Source organism: Streptomyces vastus, from assembly GCF_039532825.1.
Classification (GTDB): Bacteria; Actinomycetota; Actinomycetes; order Streptomycetales; family Streptomycetaceae; genus Streptomyces; species Streptomyces vastus.
This window is the reverse complement of the sequence record NZ_BAAASJ010000125.1, coordinates 62,396-83,408: the sequence shown is the minus strand read 5'-3', so window position 1 is coordinate 83,408 and position 21,013 is coordinate 62,396. Positions and strand designations below refer to the sequence as shown.

At 69.2% G+C, this 21,013-nt stretch carries 21 protein-coding genes; 19 read left to right on the top strand and 2 right to left on the bottom strand.

The genetic code is table 11. The annotated features are described in order from the left end of the window. Positions 1–131 precede the first annotated feature (131 nt). Positions 132–1,328, top strand: a complete 1,197-nt coding sequence (ftsY, locus tag ABD357_RS42710; RefSeq protein WP_344397015.1) for a signal recognition particle-docking protein FtsY — start codon at positions 132–134, stop codon at positions 1,326–1,328. Between the two features lie 90 nt (positions 1,329–1,418). On the opposite strand, the gene ABD357_RS42705 is transcribed toward ftsY, so the two are convergent. Next, positions 1,419–2,087, bottom strand: a complete 669-nt coding sequence (locus ABD357_RS42705; protein ID WP_344397014.1) for a bifunctional DNA primase/polymerase — start codon at positions 2,085–2,087, stop codon at positions 1,419–1,421. Positions 2,088–2,525: 438 nt separating this feature from the next. On the opposite strand from ABD357_RS42705, the gene nsdA reads away from it, so the two are divergent. The 5 genes from nsdA (at position 2,526) to ffh (ending at position 10,124) form a co-directional block, all read left to right on the top strand. Continuing rightward, on the top strand, positions 2,526–4,010 hold the full coding sequence (nsdA, locus tag ABD357_RS42700; protein ID WP_344397621.1) for a transcriptional repressor NsdA: 1,485 nt from the start codon (positions 2,526–2,528) through the stop codon (positions 4,008–4,010). A gap of 306 nt (positions 4,011–4,316) precedes the next feature. After that, positions 4,317–5,594 carry an ammonium transporter gene (locus tag ABD357_RS42695; RefSeq protein ID WP_344397013.1) on the top strand — a complete coding sequence of 426 codons (1,278 nt, stop codon included), beginning with the start codon at positions 4,317–4,319 and terminating at the stop codon, positions 5,592–5,594. Next, positions 5,591–5,929, top strand: coding sequence for a P-II family nitrogen regulator (locus ABD357_RS42690; RefSeq protein WP_009308760.1), 339 nt, complete (start codon positions 5,591–5,593; stop codon positions 5,927–5,929). The genes ABD357_RS42695 and ABD357_RS42690 overlap by 4 nt, the downstream gene beginning before the upstream one ends. A 25-nt stretch (positions 5,930–5,954) precedes the next feature. Then, positions 5,955–8,429 (top strand): [protein-PII] uridylyltransferase, encoded by a 2,475-nt coding sequence (locus ABD357_RS42685; protein ID WP_344397010.1) that lies wholly within the window; start codon positions 5,955–5,957, stop codon positions 8,427–8,429. A gap of 141 nt (positions 8,430–8,570) precedes the next feature. After that, positions 8,571–10,124 (top strand): signal recognition particle protein, encoded by a 1,554-nt coding sequence (gene ffh / locus ABD357_RS42680; protein WP_344397009.1) that lies wholly within the window; start codon positions 8,571–8,573, stop codon positions 10,122–10,124. Positions 10,125–10,203: 79 nt separating this feature from the next. Here the strand turns inward: ffh and ABD357_RS42675 are convergent, their stop codons facing one another. Next, on the bottom strand, positions 10,204–11,088 hold the full coding sequence (locus ABD357_RS42675; protein ID WP_344397008.1) for an SAM-dependent methyltransferase: 885 nt from the start codon (positions 11,086–11,088) through the stop codon (positions 10,204–10,206). 232 nt (positions 11,089–11,320) lie between these two features. Between ABD357_RS42675 and proS the strand changes: the two genes are divergently transcribed. The 13 genes from proS to ABD357_RS42610 all read left to right on the top strand — a co-directional run bounded on the left by proS (position 11,321) and on the right by ABD357_RS42610 (position 20,913). After that, positions 11,321–12,736 carry a proline--tRNA ligase gene (proS, locus tag ABD357_RS42670; protein ID WP_344397006.1) on the top strand — a complete coding sequence of 472 codons (1,416 nt, stop codon included), beginning with the start codon at positions 11,321–11,323 and terminating at the stop codon, positions 12,734–12,736. A gap of 250 nt (positions 12,737–12,986) precedes the next feature. Then, positions 12,987–13,583, top strand: a complete 597-nt coding sequence (locus ABD357_RS42665; protein ID WP_344397005.1) for a hypothetical protein — start codon at positions 12,987–12,989, stop codon at positions 13,581–13,583. A gap of 226 nt (positions 13,584–13,809) precedes the next feature. After that, on the top strand, positions 13,810–14,238 hold the full coding sequence (rpsP, locus tag ABD357_RS42660; protein WP_344397004.1) for a 30S ribosomal protein S16: 429 nt from the start codon (positions 13,810–13,812) through the stop codon (positions 14,236–14,238). Between the two features lie 2 nt (positions 14,239–14,240). Then, complete coding sequence (locus ABD357_RS42655) at positions 14,241–14,480, top strand: RNA-binding protein (RefSeq protein ID WP_014176063.1); 240 nt, start codon at positions 14,241–14,243, stop codon at positions 14,478–14,480. A gap of 82 nt (positions 14,481–14,562) precedes the next feature. Continuing rightward, positions 14,563–15,153: a ribosome maturation factor RimM gene (gene rimM, locus ABD357_RS42650; RefSeq protein ID WP_344397003.1), complete on the top strand. Its 591-nt coding sequence runs from the start codon at positions 14,563–14,565 to the stop codon at positions 15,151–15,153. After that, positions 15,153–15,986: a tRNA (guanosine(37)-N1)-methyltransferase TrmD gene (trmD, locus tag ABD357_RS42645; protein WP_344397001.1), complete on the top strand. Its 834-nt coding sequence runs from the start codon at positions 15,153–15,155 to the stop codon at positions 15,984–15,986. The genes rimM and trmD overlap by 1 nt, the downstream gene beginning before the upstream one ends. A gap of 134 nt (positions 15,987–16,120) precedes the next feature. Beyond that, a complete protein-coding gene (gene rplS, locus ABD357_RS42640; protein WP_019760519.1) occupies positions 16,121–16,471 on the top strand; it encodes a 50S ribosomal protein L19 in 351 nt (116 codons plus the stop codon). 44 nt (positions 16,472–16,515) lie between these two features. Next, positions 16,516–17,256, top strand: a complete 741-nt coding sequence (gene lepB, locus ABD357_RS42635) for a signal peptidase I (RefSeq protein WP_344396999.1) — start codon at positions 16,516–16,518, stop codon at positions 17,254–17,256. After that, the gene (lepB, locus tag ABD357_RS42630) at positions 17,249–18,310 is read left to right on the top strand and encodes a signal peptidase I (RefSeq protein WP_344396998.1); all 1,062 of its coding nucleotides are present in this window, start codon (positions 17,249–17,251) and stop codon (positions 18,308–18,310) included. Before lepB (ABD357_RS42635) ends, lepB (ABD357_RS42630) begins: the two co-directional genes overlap by 8 nt. Further along, complete coding sequence (gene lepB / locus ABD357_RS42625; protein WP_344396996.1) at positions 18,219–19,190, top strand: signal peptidase I; 972 nt, start codon at positions 18,219–18,221, stop codon at positions 19,188–19,190. The genes lepB (ABD357_RS42630) and lepB (ABD357_RS42625) overlap by 92 nt, the downstream gene beginning before the upstream one ends. Positions 19,191–19,270: 80 nt before the next feature. After that, complete coding sequence (gene lepB / locus ABD357_RS42620; protein ID WP_344396995.1) at positions 19,271–20,017, top strand: signal peptidase I; 747 nt, start codon at positions 19,271–19,273, stop codon at positions 20,015–20,017. A 1-nt stretch (position 20,018) separates the two neighbouring features. Next, complete coding sequence (locus tag ABD357_RS42615) at positions 20,019–20,549, top strand: NUDIX hydrolase (RefSeq protein WP_425585254.1); 531 nt, start codon at positions 20,019–20,021, stop codon at positions 20,547–20,549. Between the two features lie 55 nt (positions 20,550–20,604). Continuing rightward, complete coding sequence (locus ABD357_RS42610) at positions 20,605–20,913, top strand: DUF2469 domain-containing protein (protein ID WP_003993268.1); 309 nt, start codon at positions 20,605–20,607, stop codon at positions 20,911–20,913. Positions 20,914–21,013: the final 100 nt, after the last annotated feature.

Sequence of the window (21,013 nt, the reverse complement as noted above, 5' to 3'; positions counted from 1 at the left end):
CTGACGGGGCGTCAGACAGCCATAGTCGTGACATCGGGGCCACACCCTGGAGACACCTCGCGCATCCTGACGGCACCCGCCCGTGAGCGGAGAAAGACGGCGCGTGGAGGGTCGCGCATACTGGTCCCGTTATGGAAATCGTCATCCTTCTTGTAGTCATCGCCGTAGTCGTGATCGGTGCGCTCGGCGGGCTCGTCGTCGGCAGCCGCCGACGGAAGCAGCCGCCCCCGCCGCCTCCCGCCACGCCCGACATCACCGCCCCTCCGGCCGAGCCGCACGTCGGCGACGAGGCCGAGACGCCGCGCGAGGAACCGCGCCGCACGATCGAGGAGGTGGATCTTCCGGACGCCTCGGGGGGCGTCGCCGTCGAGGAACGCCCGGCCGCACCCGAGATCGAGATCCCGGAGCCGACCGAGGGGCGCCTGGTGCGTCTGCGCGCTCGGCTCTCCCGCTCGCAGAACGCGCTCGGCAAGGGGCTGCTCACGCTCCTCTCGCGCGAGCACCTGGACGACGACACCTGGGAGGAGATCGAGGACACGCTGCTCACCGCCGATGTCGGCGTACAGCCCACCCAGGAGCTGGTCGAGGGGCTGCGTGAGCGTGTGAAGGTGCTCGGTACCCGTACGCCCGAGGAGCTGCGCAGCCTGCTGCGCGAGGAACTCCTCAAGCTGGTCGGCACCGACATGGACCGCACCGTGAAGACGGAGCCCGAGGCCAGCAAGCCCGGCATCGTGATGGTCGTCGGCGTCAACGGCACCGGCAAGACCACCACCACCGGCAAGCTCGCCCGCGTCCTGGTGGCGGACGGCCGCACCGTCGTCCTGGGTGCCGCCGACACCTTCCGTGCCGCCGCCGCCGATCAGCTCCAGACCTGGGGTGAGCGGGTCGGCGCGTACACCGTGCGCGGGCCCGAGGCCGGCGATCCCGCCTCCGTGGCCTTCGACGCGGTCAAGGAGGGCAAGGAGATGGGCTCGGACGTGGTGCTCATCGACACCGCGGGGCGCCTGCACACCAAGACCGGCCTCATGGACGAGCTCGGCAAGGTCAAGCGCGTGGTCGAGAAACATGCGCCGCTCGACGAGGTGCTGCTGGTCCTGGACGCCACCACCGGTCAGAACGGCCTCGTCCAGGCTCGTGTCTTCGCCGAGGTCGTCGACATCACGGGCATCGTCCTGACCAAGCTCGACGGCACGGCCAAGGGCGGCATCGTCATCGCCGTCCAGCGCGAGCTGGGGGTTCCGGTCAAGCTCGTCGGCTTGGGTGAGGGTGCGGACGACTTGGCGCCGTTCGAGCCGGAGGCGTTCGTTGACGCTCTTATCGGAGATTGAGCACCTACGAAATTTCGTAGGTGCTGGGAGAAGCGCGCGTTCCCGCGGTGCAGTCGGGGACGCGCGCTTCGCTGTTGCCGCCCCGCGGGGCTATGCCCGCGACCGGTGCGCCACGTAAGCCAGTGTCCCCAGCAGCAGTCTTGCCGCGGGCGGCTTTGTTGCTGAGTCGAGGGCGGGGGAGCGGAGCCAGCGGACCGGGCCGAGGCCGGCGCGGTCGGAGGGCGGGGCTGTGATGTACGTGCCGGGGCCGAGGCCGTGCAGGTCGAGTGTGGCGTCGTCCCAGTCCCAGCCCATGCGGTAGAGGAGCTCGGGCAGTTCGGCCGCTGTGCCGGGGGCGACGAAGAAGTGGGCGCGGCCGTCCGGGGTCGCCGTCACGGGGCCGAGCGGGAGGCCCATCCGTTCGAGGCGGATCAGTGCGCGTCGTCCGGCGGGTTCGGCGAGTTCGATCACGTCGAAGGCGCGTCCCACCGGAAGCAGGATCGCGGCGCCGGGAAAGTCGGCCCAGGCTTCGGTCGCCTGGTCGAGCGTGGCGCCGGCCGGGATGACCGGTGCGAAGTCCAGTGGGTGCGCGCCGGGTGCCGGGCAGTCGGCCCGGCCGCATGAGCAGGAACCCGCGGCGGCTCGGGCGCCGGGCATCACGTCCCAGCCCCACAGTCCGGTGAACTCGGCCACGGCGGTGCACCCCGAGGAGCGGCCGCGGCGACGTGAGCCGGGCCTGATCTCGCGCATCCCACGGCTGCCGCCGATCGTGAAGCCCATGCCCCCTCCAACAGGTTCAGCGCACCGATGGTTACGTGACGGAATCGGAACGTAACCGTGCGTTCCCGGCGTCGACTTGGAGCAAGCAGCGTCCAGAAGCGCTCCGGGTGGTGCGGTTGGTTCCGCGCGCCCCGGCGTGCACCGTTCCGCCACTCCTGGCTGTCCTGTGTCAAGTGAATCGCGGACCGGCAACCGTGAGTTCATTCGAAGGGGTGGCGAATGGTGGCGTTTCCGTATCCGCCATGGCCGGGGAGGTGATCGTAGGATTACTGTGAGTGCACGACTCCTGGGAACGCTCAACTCGTGAGTATGCCGGAGGCAAGTCGGCGCTTCGTTCGACAGGTGAGAACCGCCGGACGGGCGACCGTGTGCACCGGCAATCTGGTAGGGCTTGGCGCACACAGCGCAACAAGTGGTTTCAGAAATGGGGGCGTGCCAGTGGGCGGCAACGGCGGAAGCGGGACGACCGCGACTGGCGCGGACAAGCGCCCCAATGAGCTGCTCGGCTCCTGGTTCGTGCGCAGCGGCTGGTCCAAGGGCGAGCTGGCGCGTCAAGTGAACCGCCGGGCCCGCCAGTTGGGCGCCGGCCACATCTCCACGGACACCTCGCGCGTGCGCCGCTGGCTGGATGGGGAGAACCCGCGCGAGCCGATCCCGCGCATCCTGTCCGAGCTGTTCTCCGAGCGCTTCGGCTGCGTCGTCGCCGTCGAGGACCTCGGCCTGCGCTCCGCCCACCAGTCACCGTCCGTGTCCGGCGTCGACCTGCCGTGGACCGCCCCGCAGACCGTCGCCCTGATCAGCGAGTTCTCCCGCAGCGACCTGATGCTGGCCCGCCGCGGCTTCCTCGGCACCTCGCTGGCCCTCTCCGCCGGTTCGTCCCTGATCGAGCCCATGCAGCGCTGGCTGGTCCCCAGCCCCGCGGGCCCCCGCGAAGAACCCGAGCCCCAGGCCGTCACGCGCCGCGCGGGCCGGCTGTCCCAGCCCGAGCTCGATCTGCTGGAGACGACCACGGTCATGTTCCGGCAGTGGGACGCGCAGTGCGGCGGCGGTCTGCGCCGCAAGGCCGTCGTCGGCCAGCTGCACGAGGTGACGGACCTCCTCCAGGAACCCCAGCCCTCGGCCACGGCCAAGCGCCTGTTCAAGGTCGCCGCAGAGCTGGCCGAGCTGGCGGGCTGGATGAGCTACGACGTCGGGCTGCAGCCCACCGCGCAGAAGTACTTCGTCCTCGCCCTGCACGCCGCCAAGGAAGCCGCAGACAAGCCGCTCGGCTCGTACATCCTGTCCAGCATGAGCCGCCAGATGATCCACCTCGGGCGGCCGGACGACGCCCTGGAACTGATCCACCTCGCACAGTACGGAGGCCGCGACTGCGCGAGCCCTCGTACACAGTCCATGCTGTATGCGATGGAGGCCCGGGCGTACGCCAATATGGGCCAGCCCGGCAAGTGCAAGCGCGCCGTCAGGATGGCCGAGGACACCTTCGTCGACGCCCAGGAGTTCGACGAGCCCGAGCCCGACTGGATCCGCTTCTTCAACGAGGCGGAGCTGCACGCCGAGAACTCCCACTCCTACCGCGACCTCGCCTATGTCGCGGGCCGCAGCCCCACCTACGCCTCGCTCGCCGAGCCCGTGATGCGCAAGGCCGTCGACCTCTTCGAGAAGGACACCGAGCACCAGCGTTCGTACGCACTCAACCTCATCGGGATGGCCACGGTGCACCTGCTGCAGCGGGAGCCCGAGCAGGGTGCGGTGCTCACCAGGAAGGCGCTCATGGTCGCCAAGAAGGTCCGTTCCGAGCGGGTCAACACCCGTATCCGAAAGACCGTCGACACGGCCGTACGCGACTTCGGGGACCTCGCCGATGTGGTGGATCTGACCGAGCAACTGGCCCTGGACCTGCCCGAGACCGCCGACGCGGTCTGATCCGCAAAGCCCCGGCCGCGGCCCGCCGTCCCTTACCGCCCGACTCGGCTCCCCACGCCAGGTCATCGGATGGCAGGCCGCGGTCGGCTGCGCACTTTCGCCAGAAGGTTGCGCCACGATAACGATCGCGCGAGCGGACATCCGGCAGTTCATCAACACGTAACACGGGTGGGCTCTTCGTCATCTCCGTGCAACATGTCGGCGCAACCTGTGAAACGGTGTTGCGCGAGTCTCCTGAGCACAGTCGGCCCTCCCCACGCTTGAGCATCCGCACGGGCCGTTCCCGACGACGAGGAGATATCGGCCTTGAACGGCACAGATACCGGATTCGTATTGATCAGCGCGGCGCTCGTCATGGTGATGACGCCCGGCCTGGCACTCTTCTACGGGGGCATGGTCCGGGCCAAGAGCGCGCTGAACATGCTGATGATGTCCTTCATTTCCCTGGGCATCGTCAGCGTCCTGTGGGTCCTGTTCGGACACTCGCTCGCTTTCAGTGGCGACGTGGGCGGCTTTATCGGGAACCTGGACATGATCGGGCTGAAGGGCGTCAACGCCGACAGCACGATGGAGAACTTCGCCGGCGAGAAGATCTCGGTCCTCGCCTTCTCCCTCTTCCAGATGTTGTTCGCGGTGATCACCGCCGCGCTGATGAGCGGTGCGCTCGCCGACCGCGTCAAGTTCGGCTCCTGGATGGTCTTCATCGGCGCCTGGGTCACCGTGGTGTACTTCCCGGTCGCCCACTGGGTCTGGGGCGGTGGCTGGCTTTCCCAGCTCGACCCGGCCGTGATCGACTTCGCCGGTGGTACCGCGGTGCACATCAACGCCGGTGTCGGCGCCCTCGCGGCGGTCCTCGTCGTGGGTAAGCGGGTCGGCTTCAAGCGGGACCCGATGCGCCCGCACAACCTCCCGCTGGTCCTGCTCGGCACCGCCCTGCTGTGGTTCGGGTGGTTCGGATTCAACGCGGGCTCCGAGCTCGGCGTCGACGGCACCACCGGTCTGATGGCGTTCAACACGCAGATTGCGACCGCCGCCGCCATGCTCGGCTGGCTGATCTACGAGCGCATCCGCCACGGTGCGTTCACCACGCTGGGCGCCTGCTCCGGTGCCGTCGCCGGTCTCGTCGCGATCACCCCGTCCGGCGGCAGCGTCAACGCCTTCGGCGCCCTGCTGATCGGTGTCGTCGCCGGTATGCTCTGCGCCTGGGCCGTCAGCCTCAAGTACAAGCTGGGCTACGACGACTCGCTGGACGTTGTCGGTGTCCACCTCGTCGGCGGTGTTGTCGGAACCCTGCTGGTCGGCTTCCTGGCCACCGGCGGAGTCGGCGGCGGCGACCAGTTCCTGTCGCAGGTCATCGGTGCCTTCTCGGTCATGGGCTACACCTTCGTCGTGACCTTCATCCTCGCCTTGCTGATCAAGAAGACGATCGGCTTCCGGGCCTCCGAGGACGACGAGATCAGCGGTATCGACCAGGCGTCCCACGCCGAGACTGCATACGACTTCAGCTCCGCGGCGGGTTCCCACATGTCCGCCTCCACCGCTGCCACCCCGCCCGCTGCTGAGAGCAAGAAGGTTGAGGCATGAAGCTCATCACCGCAGTCGTCAAGCCCCACAGGCTCGACGAGATCAAGGAAGCCCTGCAGGCCTTCGGGGTGCACGGCCTGACGGTCACTGAGGCCAGCGGCTACGGTCGTCAGCGGGGACACACCGAGGTCTACCGCGGCGCCGAGTACACCGTCGACCTCGTCCCCAAGATCCGTATCGAGGTGCTGGCCGAGGACGATGACGCCGAACAGCTGATCGACGTCATCGTCAAGGCGGCCCGTACCGGCAAGATCGGAGACGGCAAGGTCTGGTCCATCCCGGTCGAGACGGCCGTCCGGGTCCGGACCGGCGAGCGCGGACCCGACGCGCTGTAAAGAGAAGAAGAACAGGAGTCGCTGGGTGACGAGTACGGACGTACGCACGGAAGCAGAGGACTCGGGACCCAGCGGCTACGCGGCGGCCCGGCTGCGCCTCCTCCAGGAGGGGGCGCGGTCCGGGCCGCCGCGCCGTGCGGCCCTTGCGGAACTGACCGACGACTGGCTCACCGGTCTGTTCGATGCCGGAGCCGAAGGGCTGCGCGGCGTCTCCCTCATCGCCGTCGGCGGCTACGGCCGCGGCGAACTCTCCCCACGCAGCGACCTCGACCTGCTGCTCCTGCACGACGGCAGCGCCGACGCGCACGCGGTCGCCGCTCTCGCGGACCGCATCTGGTACCCCGTGTGGGACCTCGGCCTCGCTCTCGACCACTCCGTCCGTACGCCGGCCGAGGCGCGCAAGACCGCGGGCGAGGACCTGAAGGTCCAGCTCGGCCTGCTCGACGCCCGCCATCTCGCGGGCGACCTCGGCCTGACCGCCGGACTGCGTACGTCCGTCCTCGCCGACTGGCGCAACCAGGCGCCCAAACGCCTCCCCGAACTCCAGGAACTGTGCACCGAACGCGCCGAGCGCCAGGGCGAGCTGCAGTACCTCCTCGAACCCGACCTCAAGGAAGCCCGCGGCGGCCTCCGCGACGCTACCGCCCTGCGCGCCGTCGCCGCCTCCTGGCTCGCGGACGCCCCGCGCGAGGGCCTCGCCGACGCGCGCAAGCGGATACTCGACGTCCGCGACGCCCTCCACCTCGCGACCGGCCGCGCCGCCGACCGGCTCTCGCTCCAGGAACAGGACCAGGTCGCCGCAGAACTCGGTCTGCTGGACGCCGACACTCTGCTGCGCCAGGTGTACGAGGCCGCCCGCGTCATCTCGTACGCCAGTGACGTCACCTGGCGCGAAGTGGGGCGCGTGCTCAAGTCGCGCGCTGTACGCCCGCGCCTGCGCGCCATGCTGGGCGGCGGCAAGCCCGCCCCCGAGCGGTCCCCGCTGGCAGAGGGCGTCGTCGAGCAGGACGGCGAGGTCGTCCTCGCCCGCGCCGCCCGCCCCGACCGCGACCCCGTACTGCCACTGCGCGCCGCCGCCGCGGCCGCCCAGTCCGGACTGCCGCTCTCGCTGCACGCCGTCCGCCGGATGGCCGCCGCGGCCCGCCCGCTCGCCACGCCCTGGCCCGCCGAAGCCCGCGAACAACTCGTCACCCTGCTCGGCTCCGGGCGATCCACCGTCGAGGTCTGGGAGGCACTGGAGGCGGAGGGCCTGATCACCCAGCTGCTGCCCGACTGGGAACGCGTACGCTGCCGCCCGCAGCGCAACGCCGTGCACATCTGGACCGTCGACCGGCACCTCATCGAGACCGCGGTCCAGGCCTCCGAGCTGACCCGCCGCGTCGGCCGCCCCGACCTCCTCCTGGTCTCCGCGCTGCTGCACGACATCGGCAAGGGCTGGCCCGGCGACCACTCCGTCGCCGGCGAGATCATCGCGCGCGACGTGGCCGCCCGGATCGGCTTCGACCGCACGGACGTCGCGACACTCGCCACCCTCGTACGCCACCACCTGCTGCTCGTCGAGACGGCGACCCGGCGCGACCTGGAGGACCCGGCCACCGTGCGCTCCGTCGCCGAGGCGGTCGGCTCGCAGGGCACGCTGGAGCTCCTGCACGCGCTCACCGAGGCGGACGCGCTGGCCACCGGGCCCGCCGCCTGGTCCTCGTGGCGCGCGTCCCTGGTGGCCGACCTCGTCAAGCGGGTCTCGGCCGTACTCGCCGGGGACGCCCCCGAGGAGCCGGAGACCGCCGCGCCCACCGCCGAGCAGGAACGTCTCGCCATCGAGGCGTTCCGCACCGGCAGCCCCGTACTGTCCCTGCGCGCCCAGACCGAGCCGCCGACCGAGGACCCCTCGGGCGAGCCGGAACCCCTCGGTGTGGAACTGCTCATCGCGGTGCCGGATCAGCCCGGTGTGCTGCCTGCCGTGGCCGGCGTGCTCGCGATGCACCGGCTCACCGTGCGTACGGCGGAACTGCGCGCACTGGATCTGCCGGACTCCGTCCAGGACTCGGATGGCTCCTCGGCTTCAGAGGGCTCTGTGCTGCTCCTCGACTGGCGTGTCGCCGCCGAGTACGGCTCGCTGCCGCAGGCCGCCCGGCTCCGCGCCGACCTCGTCCGCGCCCTCGACGGCTCCCTCGACATCGCGGGACGGCTCGCCGAGCGGGACGCCGCATATCCCCGGCGGCGGGGCATCATCGCGCCGCCGCCGCGGGTGACGGTCGCTTCGGTCGGGTCGCGGCGGGCCACGGTGATCGAGGTGCGGGCCCATGACGCGCCCGGGCTGCTGCACCGCATCGGCCGGGCCCTGGAGGACGCGGATGTACGGGTGCGCAGCGCGCACGTCAGCACTTTGGGGGCGAACGCGGTGGACGCCTTCTACGTGACGGGTCCCGAGGGGGCGCCCTTGCCGGGCGAGGAGGCGGCCTCGGTGGCTCGGGGGCTGGAGGAGACGCTGCGGGAGTAGGCGGGGGCGCCTGCGGCGCCGTACGACGTGAGGGCGCCCTCCGGCTTCGTACGAACGGGGTGAAGACCCCACTTGGCGCGTGCGGATACCCTGGAGGGCGACCCTGTCCGCCTGCTCCCAACTTGAGGATTCGCGACCGCCGTGTTCGACACTCTCTCCGATCGCCTCGCAGCGACATTCAAGAACCTCCGCGGCAAAGGGCGCCTCAGCGAGGCGGACATCGACGCCACGGCGCGTGAAATCCGTATCGCCCTGCTGGAGGCGGACGTCGCGCTGCCCGTGGTGCGCGCCTTCATCAAGCAGGTCAAGGAAAGGGCAGCCGGGGCAGAGGTCTCCCAGGCGCTGAACCCCGCCCAGCAGGTCATCAAGATCGTCAACGAGGAGCTCGTCGGCATCCTCGGCGGCGAGACCCGGCGGCTGCGCTTCGCCAAGCAGCCGCCGACCGTGATCATGCTCGCGGGTCTGCAGGGTGCCGGTAAGACGACCCTGGCCGGAAAGCTCGGCAAGTGGCTCCAGAGCCAGGGCCACGCCCCCGTGCTCGTCGCCTGCGACCTCCAGCGCCCGAACGCCGTGAACCAGCTGAGCGTCGTCGCCGAGCGCGCGGGCGTCGGCATCTTCGCGCCCGAGCCGGGCAACGGCGTGGGCGACCCGGTGCAGGTCGCCAAGGACTCCATCGAGTACGCGAAGCAGAAGCTGCACGACGTCGTCATCGTCGACACCGCCGGCCGCCTCGGTATCGACACCGAGATGATGCAGCAGGCCGCCGACATCCGTGACGCGGTCTCGCCGGACGAGGTCCTCTTCGTCGTCGACGCGATGATCGGTCAGGACGCGGTCAACACCGCGGAGGCCTTCCGTGACGGCGTCGGCTTCGACGGGGTGGTCCTGTCGAAGCTCGACGGCGACGCCCGCGGTGGTGCGGCGCTGTCGATCGCGCATGTCACCGGCCGCCAGATCATGTTCGCCTCGAACGGCGAGAAGCTGGACGACTTCGACGCGTTCCACCCGGACCGCATGGCGTCCCGCATTCTCGGCATGGGCGACATGCTCACGCTGATCGAGAAGGCCGAGCAGACCTTCTCGCAGCAAGAGGCCGAGAAGATGGCCTCCAAGCTGGCGTCCAGCAAGGGCAAGGACTTCACGCTCGACGACTTCCTGGACCAGATGGAGCAGGTCAGGAAGATGGGTTCCATCTCCAAGCTGCTCGGCATGCTCCCCGGCATGGGCCAGATCAAGGACCAGATCAACAACCTCGACGAGCGCGACGTCGACCGTACGGCCGCGATCATCAAGTCGATGACTCCGGCCGAGCGCCAGGAGCCGACGATCATCAACGGCTCGCGGCGCGCCCGTATCGCCAAGGGTTCCGGTGTCGAGGTCAGTGCGGTCAAGGGCCTGGTCGAGCGGTTCTTCGAGGCCCGCAAGATGATGTCCCGCATGGCCCAGGGTGGCGGTATGCCGGGCATGCCCGGGATGCCGGGCACGGGAGGCGGCGCCGGCCGGACGAAGAAGCAGGCCAAGAAGGCCAAGGGCAAGCAGCGCTCCGGCAACCCGATGAAGCGCAAACAGCAGGAGCAGGAGGCCGCCGCCCGCCGGGAGGCCGCGAGCCAGGCCGGGGGCGCCCTGGGCCTGCCGGGCGGTCAGCAGCCGCAGGACTTCGAACTGCCCGACGAGTTCAAGAAGTTCATGCGCTGACGGCTTTTCCGTACGCCTTTTCTCGTACGTCGCTGGGGGCGTCCTTCTCCGGGAGGGCGCCCCCAGCGACGTATCGGGTCTAGGGCGTACGCGCGATGAGGTACCGGAACACATTCGGCATCCACACCGTGCCGTCGTGCCGCTGATGCGGATGGAGCGCTTCCGTCAGCTCCTTGTCGACCTGGGCCTGGTCGGTCGCGGCGGCGGCCGCGTCGAAGAGCCCGGTGGACAGCAGTCCGCGAACGGCGTTGTCCATGTCGGCGTACCCGAAGGGGCATGCCACCCGTCCGGAGCCGTCGGGCCGCAGGCCGGCGCGCTGGGCGACCTCCTCCAGGTCGTCGCGGCGGGCCGGACGCCAGCTGCCCGTGCTGCGCAGGGGGTCCGCCAGTTTGGTGGCGACCCGCAGCACGGACGAGGTCGTGCAGCGTTCCGGCGGGCCCCAGCCGACGAGAACCACCGGGGTGCCGCGGGCGGCGAGCGGTGTTGCGGCCTCCAGGAGTTCACCGAGTCCCTCTGAGTCGCCGGCCATGCAGCCGATCGGTTCGAAGGCCGTCACCAGGTTGTACGTGGGGGTCTCCGCGTCGGCGGCATCTGCGCCGTCTGCGGCGTCTTCAGGGGTCCCGTCGACCAGCCGTACGTCTCGTAAGCCGGCACGCGCGCGCGTACCCCACGCTTCGGGCAGCAGACGTTCCCGCGCGAGGGCCAGCCGTTCGGGTGTGCACGAGTCGACACCGGTGACCGTGGCGCCCCGTGACGCCGCCATCAGGAGCGCGAGGCCGGATCCGCAGCCGAGGCCGAGCAGGTTGGTCGAGTGGCCTACTTCGAGTCGTTCGTAGACGGCTTCGTAGAGCGGGACGAGCATCCGTTCCTGGATCTCGGCCCAGTCACGCGCGCGTGAGCACGGGTCCACGCGGGACGTGGGTCCTGCGTGAGGCAGGTGCTGCCGCACGAGCGTAGGTGTCATAAAGCGCCCCAATCCACCGAGAGTTGCTGCTGTGCCCCGTTTCCTTTGCCCCCGTGCAATGCGCTCTTACTCCCCCCGTATGCCAGGAAACTCCGCGCTCGTCGTGGCGTCCAGGGGTTGCGGGCCTCTGCTTGAGTGCCACCTGTGTGCGCCTCAATGCGCCCTGGCCGCTTCGCGTGCGGAGGAATAATTCATTCACGATCGGGACAGTGGCCGCCCTACCCTTCGCACCATGGCAAAGGCACCTGTTCTCACTCCCCGGGCGGATGATTTCCCCCGCTGGTACCAGGATCTGATCACCAAGGCCGAGCTGGCCGACAACGGTCCGGTGCGCGGCACCATGGTGATCCGACCGTACGGGTACGGGCTGTGGGAGCGGATGCAGCAGGACATGGACGCCCGCATCAAGGAGACGGGCACCCAGAACGCGTACTTCCCGCTCCTGATCCCGCAGTCGTACCTCGCCAGGGAAGCCGATCACGTCGACGGTTTCGCGCCCGAGCTGGCAGTGGTCACCCATGGCGGCGGCAAGGAGCTCGAGGAGCCCGCCGTCGTACGCCCCACCTCAGAGATGATCATCAACGCTTCCTTCTCGAAGTGGGTGCAGAGCTACCGCGATCTGCCGCTGCTGATCAACCAGTGGGGGAACGTGGTGCGCTGGGAGCTGCGCCCGCGCCTGTTCCTGCGGACCACCGAGTTCCTGTGGCAGGAGGGGCACACCGCGCACGCTACGTACGAGGAGGCGCGTGACTTCGCGGCCCGCATCCAGCGCCACGTCTACGCGGACTTCATGGAGAACACCCTCGCGATGGATGTCGTCCTGGGCCGCAAGACCGTCAAGGAGCGTTTCGCGGGCGCCATCAACACCCTCACGCTCGAGGGCATGATGGGCGACGGCAAGGCCCTCCAGCTGGGCACCAGCCATGAGCTCGGCCAGAACTTCGCGAAGGCGTTCAACACCCGCTTCCTGTCGAAGGAAGGCACGCAGGAGCTGGTCTGGCAGACCTCCTGGGGATCGACGACCCGCATGGTCGGCGCCCTGGTGATGATGCACGGCGACGACGACGGACTGCGGATCCCGCCCCGTCTCGCCGCCGTCCAGGCCGTTGTTCTCGCCGTGAAGGGCGATGACGCGGTTCTGGCCAAGGTCCGGGAGATGGGCGACCGGCTGAAGGCAGGGGGTGTACGCGTCCAGGTGGACGACCGCACGGACGTGCCGTTCGGCCGCCGCGCCGTGGACTGGGAGCTCAAGGGCGTACCCGTACGTATCGAGGTCGGCCCCCGTGACCTGGAGAGCGGCACCGCGATGCTGGTCCGGCGGATTCCCGGTGCCAAGGAGCCGGTGGCGATCGACTCTCTCCCTGGCCTGCTTCCCGCTGTCCTGGACCAGGACCAGATGCTGCTTCTGCGGCAGTCGCGCGAGCGCCGCGAGTCCCGTACGGCTGAGGTGTCGACGATCGAGGAGGCCGTCGAGGCGGCGGCGTCGGGTGGCTGGGCGCGGATCCCGTGGGCCGCACTTGGTGCGGAAGGTGAGGCCAAGCTGGCCGAGCACGCGGTGACCGTACGGTGTCTGGTCGCGGAGGACGGGTCGGTTCCCGAGTCCGAGGACGCACCCGGTAACGTCGCCGTTGTCGCGCGCGCCTACTGAGGCCAGCCGAGAGCGGCTGAAACGCCTCTTGCGCAACTGATGACTCCAGGTGCCCCGACGTGCGGACATCGTCTACGCGTCGGGGCGTACGTATTACTACGTACCGGCTTGGTATGAGCTGTGAGGCTTCTCCGCAGATCAGCGCACCCGCCCTCGTCCGGACGTATCAGCGGCAACTGACGGGTACGTGCAAATTATTTGGGATGCCCCGGAATAGGAACACACGGGCACTCAGGCTCGTTGTCACGACGTGAGCACGACACCACCTGTTCTCGCCGCAGAGCTGGCAGGGGCGTGGGCCGACATTCAGCGGCACCACCCCGAACTGCCGGATCTTGCCGCGCCCGAGTCCCTGATCGGAGAATCGTCGTCCGCCTACGGACGCGAACTCTCCTTCGAGCGACTGCTTCACGAGGCAGTCCACGGCATCGCCGCCGCCCGAGGAGTCCGAGACACCTCGCGCGCCGGCCGATACCACAACCGCAGATTCCTCGCTATTGCCGAGGAGCTGGGCCTCGACCACCCCGAGGAGCCGCATCCCAGCAGTGGCTTCTCGCTGGTCACGCTCAGCCCCGAGGCGAAGCGGCGCTACCGCCCGACGATCGAGCGGCTGACGCGCGCCCTCAAGGCGCACACCGCCGCGACCACCACCGACACGGCTCGCAGCTTCCGGGGCCCTGCCGCCCGGCACGGCTCCTCCGGAGGAGGCGTCCGGGTCAAGGCGGTCTGCGACTGCGGGCGTAACGTCCGCGTCGTCCCGTCGGTCCTCGCCCAGGCACCCATCGTCTGCGGCGGCTGCGGGAAGCCGTTCCGCATCCCCGAGGTGGTCGGCGCCGCAGCGGGCTGAGCGGCGTCCCGCACGGGGCCGGTGACGCCCGTGGCCGTCCTGGTGACGGCCACGGCCCCGGTTCGGCATGCCCGTCCACGTATGGCAGAATGGCTGGCTGTACTCGACAGCCGCACAGGACCCCTCTCTCCTCCGGCTGACGCGTCCATCGGGCACTCGGGTACCGCAACCCCACGCGGCAATCTCGCCGTGCCCAACCACGTCAAGACCAGGAGACACCACTTCCGTGGCAGTCAAGATCAAGCTGAAGCGTCTGGGCAAGATCCGTTCGCCTCACTACCGCATCGTCGTCGCCGACTCCCGTACCCGCCGTGACGGCCGGGCCATCGAGGAGATCGGCCTGTACCACCCGGTACAGAACCCCTCGCGCATCGAGGTGAACTCGGAGCGCGCGCAGTACTGGCTGTCCGTCGGCGCCCAGCCGACCGAGCCGGTTCTCGCCATCCTGAAGAAGACCGGCGACTGGCAGAAGTACAAGGGCGAGCCCGCCCCGCCACCGCTGCTGCAGCCGGCCGAGAAGGCTGCGCGTCCGTCGTTCGAGGCCCTGGGCGGCGACGACGAGGGCAAGGGTGAGGCCATCACCCAGAAGAAGAAGGCTGAGAAGAAGGACGAGGCCAAGGCCGAGTCGTCTTCGTCTGAGTCGACCGAGGCCTGAGCATGCTCGAGGAGGCTCTCGAGCACCTCGTGAAGGGCATCGTGGACAACCCCGACGATGTGCAGGTCGCCTCGCGCAACCTGCGCCGTGGGCGCGTCCTCGAGGTCCGGGTGCACCCCGACGACCTCGGCAAGGTGATCGGTCGCAACGGCCGCACCGCACGCGCACTGCGCACCGTCGTGGGCGCCATCGGCGGCCGTGGTGTCCGCGTCGACCTGGTCGACGTGGATCAGGTTCGCTGACGTATACGCAACACCGGCTCGGGCCGGGGAGGGCCACTGGGCCGTCCCCGGCCCGTAGTCGTACGACAGGAGATCAAGCACTGTGCAGCTGGTAGTCGCTCGCGTCGGCCGCGCCCACGGCATCAAGGGCGAGGTCACCGTCGAGGTACGCACCGACGAGCCGGAGCTGCGGCTCGCGCCCGGCGCCGTACTGGCCACGGACCCCGCCTCGGCCGGCCCGCTGACCATCGAGACGGGCCGTGTGCACAGCGGTCGGCTGCTGCTGCGCTTCGAGGGCGTACGCGACCGGAACGCCGCCGAGGCGCTGCGCAACACCCTGCTGATCGCCGAGGTCGACCCGGACGCGACGCCCGAGGAGCCGGACGAGTACTACGACCACCAGCTGATGGACCTGGACGTCGTCACGAAGGACGGCGCCGAGGTCGGACGGATCACGGAGATCTCGCATCTGCCCTCGCAGGACCTCTTCGTGGTGGAACGGCCCGACGGCAGCGAGGCGCTTATCCCCTTCGTCGCGGAGATCGTCGTGGAGATCGACCTGGAGGAGCAGCGGGCGGTCATCGACCCGCCGCCGGGCCTGATTGACGACCAGGCGGCCCGCGACGAAGTCGCTGATGGACACAGCGTCTCCTCCAGGGACGCCGAAAACGCGTCCTCCGGAGAAGAGGCGTAATGCGGCTCGACGTCGTCACGATCTTCCCCGAGTACCTGGAGCCCCTGAACGTCTCCCTGGTCGGCAAGGCACGCGCGCGTGGACAGCTGAATGTGCACGTGCATGATCTGCGGCAGTGGACGTACGACCGGCACAGCACCGTCGACGACACCCCCTACGGCGGCGGCCCCGGCATGGTCATGAAGACCGAGCCCTGGGGCGACGCCCTGGACTCCGTGCTCGCGGACGGCTACGAGACCGGCTCCCACGAGCCCGCCCTGGTCGTCCCCACGCCCAGCGGGCGGCCTTTCACCCAGGAACTCGCCGTCGAACTCTCCGAGCGGCCCTGGCTGCTGTTCGCACCCGCTCGCTACGAGGGCATCGACCGCCGCGTCATCGACGAGTACGCGACCCGGATGCCCGTCCACGAGGTGTCCATCGGCGACTACGTCCTGGCCGGCGGCGAGGCGGCCGTACTCGTGATCACAGAGGCCGTGGCGCGGCTGCTGCCCGGCGTCCTGGGCAACGCCGAGTCACACAGGGACGACTCCTTCGCACCCGGCGCCATGGCGAGCCTCCTGGAGGGGCCCGTCTACACGAAGCCGCCCCAGTGGCGCGGCCGAGGCCTCCCGGACGTTCTGCTCAGCGGCCACCACGGGAAGATCGCCCGCTGGCGCCGCGACGAGGCCCTGCGGCGTACGACAGCCAACCGGCCCGACCTCATCGAGCGCTGCGACCCCTCGGTCTTCGACAAGAAGGACCGCGAAATGCTCTCCATCCTGGGCTGGGCGCCGGACCCGGAGGGGAAGCCCTACGGCCGATTTTGGCGCAGGCCAGAGGGCGTGGAAGAATAGACCGCTGCTGTACGTCGTCCAGCGTGCGCCCCTGCCACAGGGGGACACGACGCCCGCCCCGACACGGCAGCCCACCTCCCGGAAACCTAGTTCCCGTTGATGACCTGTGGCATCAGCGAAGAAAGCAGACGATCATGTCTCACCTGCTCGACTCCGTCGACGCCGCGTCGCTGCGCAGCGACGTCCCGGCCTTCCGCCCGGGCGACACGGTCAACGTCCACGTCCGCGTCATCGAGGGCAACCGCTCCCGTGTGCAGCAGTTCAAGGGCGTAGTCATCCGTCGCCAGGGCGCCGGTGTCCGTGAGACCTTCACGGTTCGCAAGGTCTCGTTCTCCGTCGGCGTCGAGCGCACCTTCCCGGTGCACACCCCGATCGTCGAGAAGATCGAGCTCGTCACCCGCGGTGACGTCCGTCGCGCCAAGCTGTACTACCTGCGCGACCTGCGCGGCAAGGCCGCGAAGATCAAGGAGAAGCGCGAGAGCTGAGCTCGCGCCGGGGTTCACATCGGGCCCGGATAGCATCTGGCCCGATGGACGCCGAAGCACAGTCGACGGAGCGCGACCGCTCCTCCCGCCCTTCCGAAACCGAGGAGATCTCGGCCACAGAGGGGACGGAAGGACGGTCGCGTTTCTCATTGGTGTCCTGGACCGCCGACTGGCTTCCCGGTGGTCGCATCAGCCTCACTCTGCTCTTCTGCTTGGTTTTTCTGCTGCTTTTGAGTCGGTTTGTGATGCAGCCGTTCCAAATTCCCAGTGGTTCGATGGAGCCAGGATTGAGGATCGGGGACCGCGTTCTCGTAAATAGGTTGGCGTACCGTTTTGGTGCCGAGCCGAACCGCGGCGACGTCGTCGTGTTCGACGGCACCGGCCATTTCGGTACCGCCGACTACATCAAACGAGTCGTCGGTGTGGGGGGAGACCATGTGGTCTGCTGCGACAGGCAGGGGAGGATCGAGGTGAACGGCCGGTCGGTCGACGAATCGACGTTTCTGTACCCGGGGAACAAGCCGTCCGAAGTGCCCTTCGACGTCGTTGTGCCGGACGGCACCCTGTTCGTCCTCGGAGACCACCGCGGCGACTCCAGCGACTCCCGCGACCATCTGGGCTCACCGGGCGGAGGCATGGTCCCCGTCGGTGACGTGATCGGCAGAGCCGACTGGATCGCCTGGCCCACGGAACACTGGACCCGCCTGGACCCCGCCGATGTCTACGCGCGCGTGCCCGACCCGGAGGCGAACGAGCTGAACACAACGGTCGGTGCGCATGGGTAACCGAGGACGACCGCGCGGAAGCCACCGCGTCGACACCCGGCTGCCCACCGGATACCGGCCCACCAGTGGCCGCGTAGGCCCCGGCCGGGCCGAGCGGCGCAAGCTCGCCCGCAAGGTCAAGCGGCGCAGGCAACGCTCGGCGATCAAGGAGATACCGCTCCTCATAGGTGTCGCCCTGCTCATAGCCCTCGTCCTGAAGACCTTCCTCGTCCAGGCCTTCGTGATCCCGTCGGGCTCCATGGAGCAGACGATCCGGATCGGCGACCGCGTCCTGGTCGACAAGCTCACCCCGTGGTTCGGCTCCAAGCCCACACGCGGCGACGTCGTCGTCTTCAAGGACCCCGGGGGATGGCTCGAGGACGAGCAGCCGATCGCGAAGAACGAGGATCCCATCGTCGTCAAGCAGGTCAAGCAGGTGCTGACCTTCATCGGCCTGCTGCCCTCCGAGAACGAACGGGACCTGATCAAGCGGGTCGTCGCGGTCGGCGGTGACACCGTCAAGTGCTGCGACGCCCAGGGACGCGTCACCGTCAACGGCATGCCTCTCAATGAGGCTTACATCCATCCCGGCAACAAACCCTCCTCGATCCCGTTCGAGGTGAAGGTGCCCGCGGGCCGTCTGTGGGTCATGGGCGACCACCGGGACAACTCCGCCGACTCCCGTTTCCACCGCACCGAGGCCTACAAAGGCACCGTTTCCGAGGAGGAGGTCGTCGGCCGCGCCATGGTCATCGCCTGGCCCATCGGCCACTGGCGAGGCCTGGAAGAACAGGACACCTATGTGTCCGTGCCCGACGCGCCCGGCGGGTCGACCACCGCCCTCGGCGCGTCGCATAGGCTGGCCAATGCGGATCGATACGGATTGATCCCGCTCCCGAGCCCTGCGGAACTCCCGCTCGTTATGGGAGTGGTGGGCCTGCGCCGCATCGGGCGCGGCCGGTGGCACGGAGTGAGGAGTGGATGTGGGGGATTTGGCGGTCGGAGCACGGTCCGGACACGAGGGTCCGGAGGACAAACCGGAGCGACCCGAGAAGACGGCCCCCCCGGCCACTGAAGACGTCGTGCTCTCCGGGGGTGTCTCCGGTTCCGGAGCCGGAGCCGGAGCCGGAGACGGCGATGACGGGGACGAACAGGGCGGCGGGGACACCCCGAAGCCGAAGAAGCAGCGGTCCTTCTGGAAGGAGCTCCCGCTCCTGATCGGTATCGCGCTGGTCCTCGCGCTGCTGATCAAGACCTTCCTGGTGCAGGCGTTCTCGATCCCCTCGGACTCGATGCAGAACACCCTTCAGCAGGGTGACCGAGTCCTGGTCGACAAGCTCACCCCGTGGTTCGGCTCCGAGCCCGAGCGCGGCGAGGTCGTCGTCTTCCACGATCCCGACGGCTGGCTGGCGGGCGAACCGGCCCCGAATCCGAACGCGGTCCAGACGGCCCTCAGCTGGATCGGCCTGATGCCGTCCGCCGACGAGAAGGACCTCATCAAACGGGTCGTCGCGGTCGCCGGGGACACCGTCGAGTGCAAGGGCACCGGGCCGCTGAGGGTCAACGGCAAGGAGCTGGACGAGCCTTACGTGTACCCAGGGAACACGCCGTGCAGCAACGACGACTCGGGCGGCCAGTTCAAGAAGACGGTACCCCCGGGCAAAATCTGGGTCATGGGTGACCACCGGCAGAACTCGCTGGACTCCCGCTACCACCAGCAGGACGACAACGACGGCTTCGTCCCTGTGGACAACGTCGTGGGCCGCGCCATCGTGGTCGCCTGGCCGCCCACCCGCTGGTCCACGCTGCCGGTGCCGGAAACCTTCGACCAGGGACTCAGTGCCGCGGCTCCCGGCGCACTCGGCCTCGCGGGCGCGGTGCCCCTGGTGTTGTGGCGCAGGCGCCGGATCACCGCCGAAAACACCGGGGTTTCTGGGCGGGGTACCGCCAGGTAGGGTGCCGTCCCAGATCGCCGATCTTCCGGGGCCACAACGAGCGCCCCGGGGTCGATTCTCCGGGTTGGGGGAGCACTGGGATGAGCCAGTCACGTCGTACGGACGAGGGCCAGGGACGGCTCGGCAGCGTGCTGTCGGGGCTGGCCGTGGCCCTCGGCTGTGTGCTCTTCCTCGGAGGGTTCGCGTGGGGCGCTGTCGTCTACCAGCCCTACACCGTGCCGACGGCCTCGATGTCGCCCACCATCGCGGCCGGCGACCGGATCCTCGCCGAGCGGATCGACGGCAGTGAGGTGCAGCGCGGCGACGTCGTCGTCTTCAAGCAGGCCAGCTGGGGCAACGTCCCCATGGTCAAGCGGGTCGTCGCGGTCGGCGGCGACACGGTCGCCTGCTGCACGGACGGAAAGCTGACCGTCAACGGCAAGCAGATCGACGAATCGTATCTGGCCAAGGGCTCCGAGGCCCGGGCGAGCAAGATCCCGACCGTCACGGTTCCCGAGGGCCGGCTCTTCCTGCTCGGTGACGAGCGCAGCGGCTCCCTCGACTCGACCGCCCATCTCACGGAGGCCGGCAACGGTTCGGTGCCGCGCGGCTCGGTGGACGCGCGGGTCGATGCGGTCGTGTGGCCCATGAACGGGATTCTGGACCGTGCCACCGGCTTCGAGACTCTGGGCGGCATTTCCCAGCCCGGGCCCCTGAGGCTGGTCCTCGCCGTGATCGTGGCGGGCGCGGCGCTCGTCCTCGGCGGGGCCGCGTACGGGCCGATCGCCAAGCGGGCGGCGCGGCGGCGGAGCGGTACGCCGGCCAAGGAGCGGGCCCTTGCCGGCTGAGGTGCCTCAGGGTCTCGGTGAGCTGCCGCCCGAGGGACGGGAGGGGCTCGGTGAGCTGCGGAGAGTCGCGCGGGTGGTGCTTCTCGATCCGCGGGACCGCATCCTGCTGCTGCACGGCCACGAGCCCGGGGATCCGTCGGACAACTGGTGGTTCACTCCGGGCGGCGGCGTGGAAGGCGAGGAGACGCGCGAGGAAGCCGCATTGCGGGAACTCGCGGAGGAGACCGGCATCACCGACGTCGAGCTCGGTCCGGTGCTGTGGCGGCGGACGTGCTCCTTCCCGTTCGCGGGGCGCCGCTGGGACCAGGACGAGTGGTACTACCTGGCCCGTACGAGTCAGACGGCGACCGAGGCCCTGGGCCTGACCGAGCTGGAACGGCGCAGTGTCGCCGGAGCACGCTGGTGGACGTGCCAGGAACTACTCCAGGCACATGAGACGGTGTATCCGACCAGACTCGCCGGGCTGCTGCGCAGGCTGCTCGACGAGGGGCCCCCGGCCAGGCCCGAGATCCTGGACACCGAAATCGTCTAGGGGCTCGCGGGACTGGCGCACAATAGGGGGGACGAAGGCTGAAGGGGAACATGCCATGAGCGCCGAGGACCTCGAGAAGTACGAGACCGAGATGGAGCTGAAGCTCTACCGGGAGTACCGCGATGTCGTCGGTCTGTTCAAATACGTGATCGAGACCGAGCGGCGCTTCTACCTCACCAACGACTATGAGATGCAGGTCCACTCGGTTCAGGGTGAGGTGTTTTTCGAGGTGTCCATGGCGGATGCCTGGGTGTGGGACATGTACCGGCCTGCTCGTTTCGTGAAGCAGGTCCGGGTACTCACGTTCAAGGACGTGAACATTGAGGAGCTGAACAAGAGCGACCTGGAGCTGCCGAGCGGCTGACCCGGAGCTGTCGGCGGCCGCTGACCTGGAGGCACCGGCGGCCGCTGATCACCCGCAGGAGTGGCGGCTTTGTCCACAAGTCCAGGGGTGTCCACCAAGA

Bases quoted from the DNA above. Each gene is read 5' to 3' on its own strand.
- ftsY (WP_344397015.1), top strand. From the start codon at position 132: ATGGAAATCGTCATCCTTCTTGTAGTCATCGCCGTAGTCGTGATCGGT.
- ABD357_RS42705 (WP_344397014.1), bottom strand. From the start codon at position 2,087: ATGGGCTTCACGATCGGCGGCAGCCGTGGGATGCGCGAGATCAGGCCC.
- ABD357_RS42690 (WP_009308760.1), top strand. From the start codon at position 5,591: ATGAAGCTCATCACCGCAGTCGTCAAGCCCCACAGGCTCGACGAGATC.
- ABD357_RS42675 (WP_344397008.1), bottom strand. From the start codon at position 11,088: ATGACACCTACGCTCGTGCGGCAGCACCTGCCTCACGCAGGACCCACG.
- proS (WP_344397006.1), top strand. From the start codon at position 11,321: ATGGCAAAGGCACCTGTTCTCACTCCCCGGGCGGATGATTTCCCCCGC.
- ABD357_RS42655 (WP_014176063.1), top strand. From the start codon at position 14,241: ATGCTCGAGGAGGCTCTCGAGCACCTCGTGAAGGGCATCGTGGACAAC.
- trmD (WP_344397001.1), top strand. From the start codon at position 15,153: ATGCGGCTCGACGTCGTCACGATCTTCCCCGAGTACCTGGAGCCCCTG.
- rplS (WP_019760519.1), top strand. From the start codon at position 16,121: ATGTCTCACCTGCTCGACTCCGTCGACGCCGCGTCGCTGCGCAGCGAC.
- lepB (WP_344396999.1), top strand. From the start codon at position 16,516: ATGGACGCCGAAGCACAGTCGACGGAGCGCGACCGCTCCTCCCGCCCT.
- lepB (WP_344396998.1), top strand. From the start codon at position 17,249: ATGGGTAACCGAGGACGACCGCGCGGAAGCCACCGCGTCGACACCCGG.
- lepB (WP_344396995.1), top strand. From the start codon at position 19,271: ATGAGCCAGTCACGTCGTACGGACGAGGGCCAGGGACGGCTCGGCAGC.
- ABD357_RS42610 (WP_003993268.1), top strand. From the start codon at position 20,605: ATGAGCGCCGAGGACCTCGAGAAGTACGAGACCGAGATGGAGCTGAAG.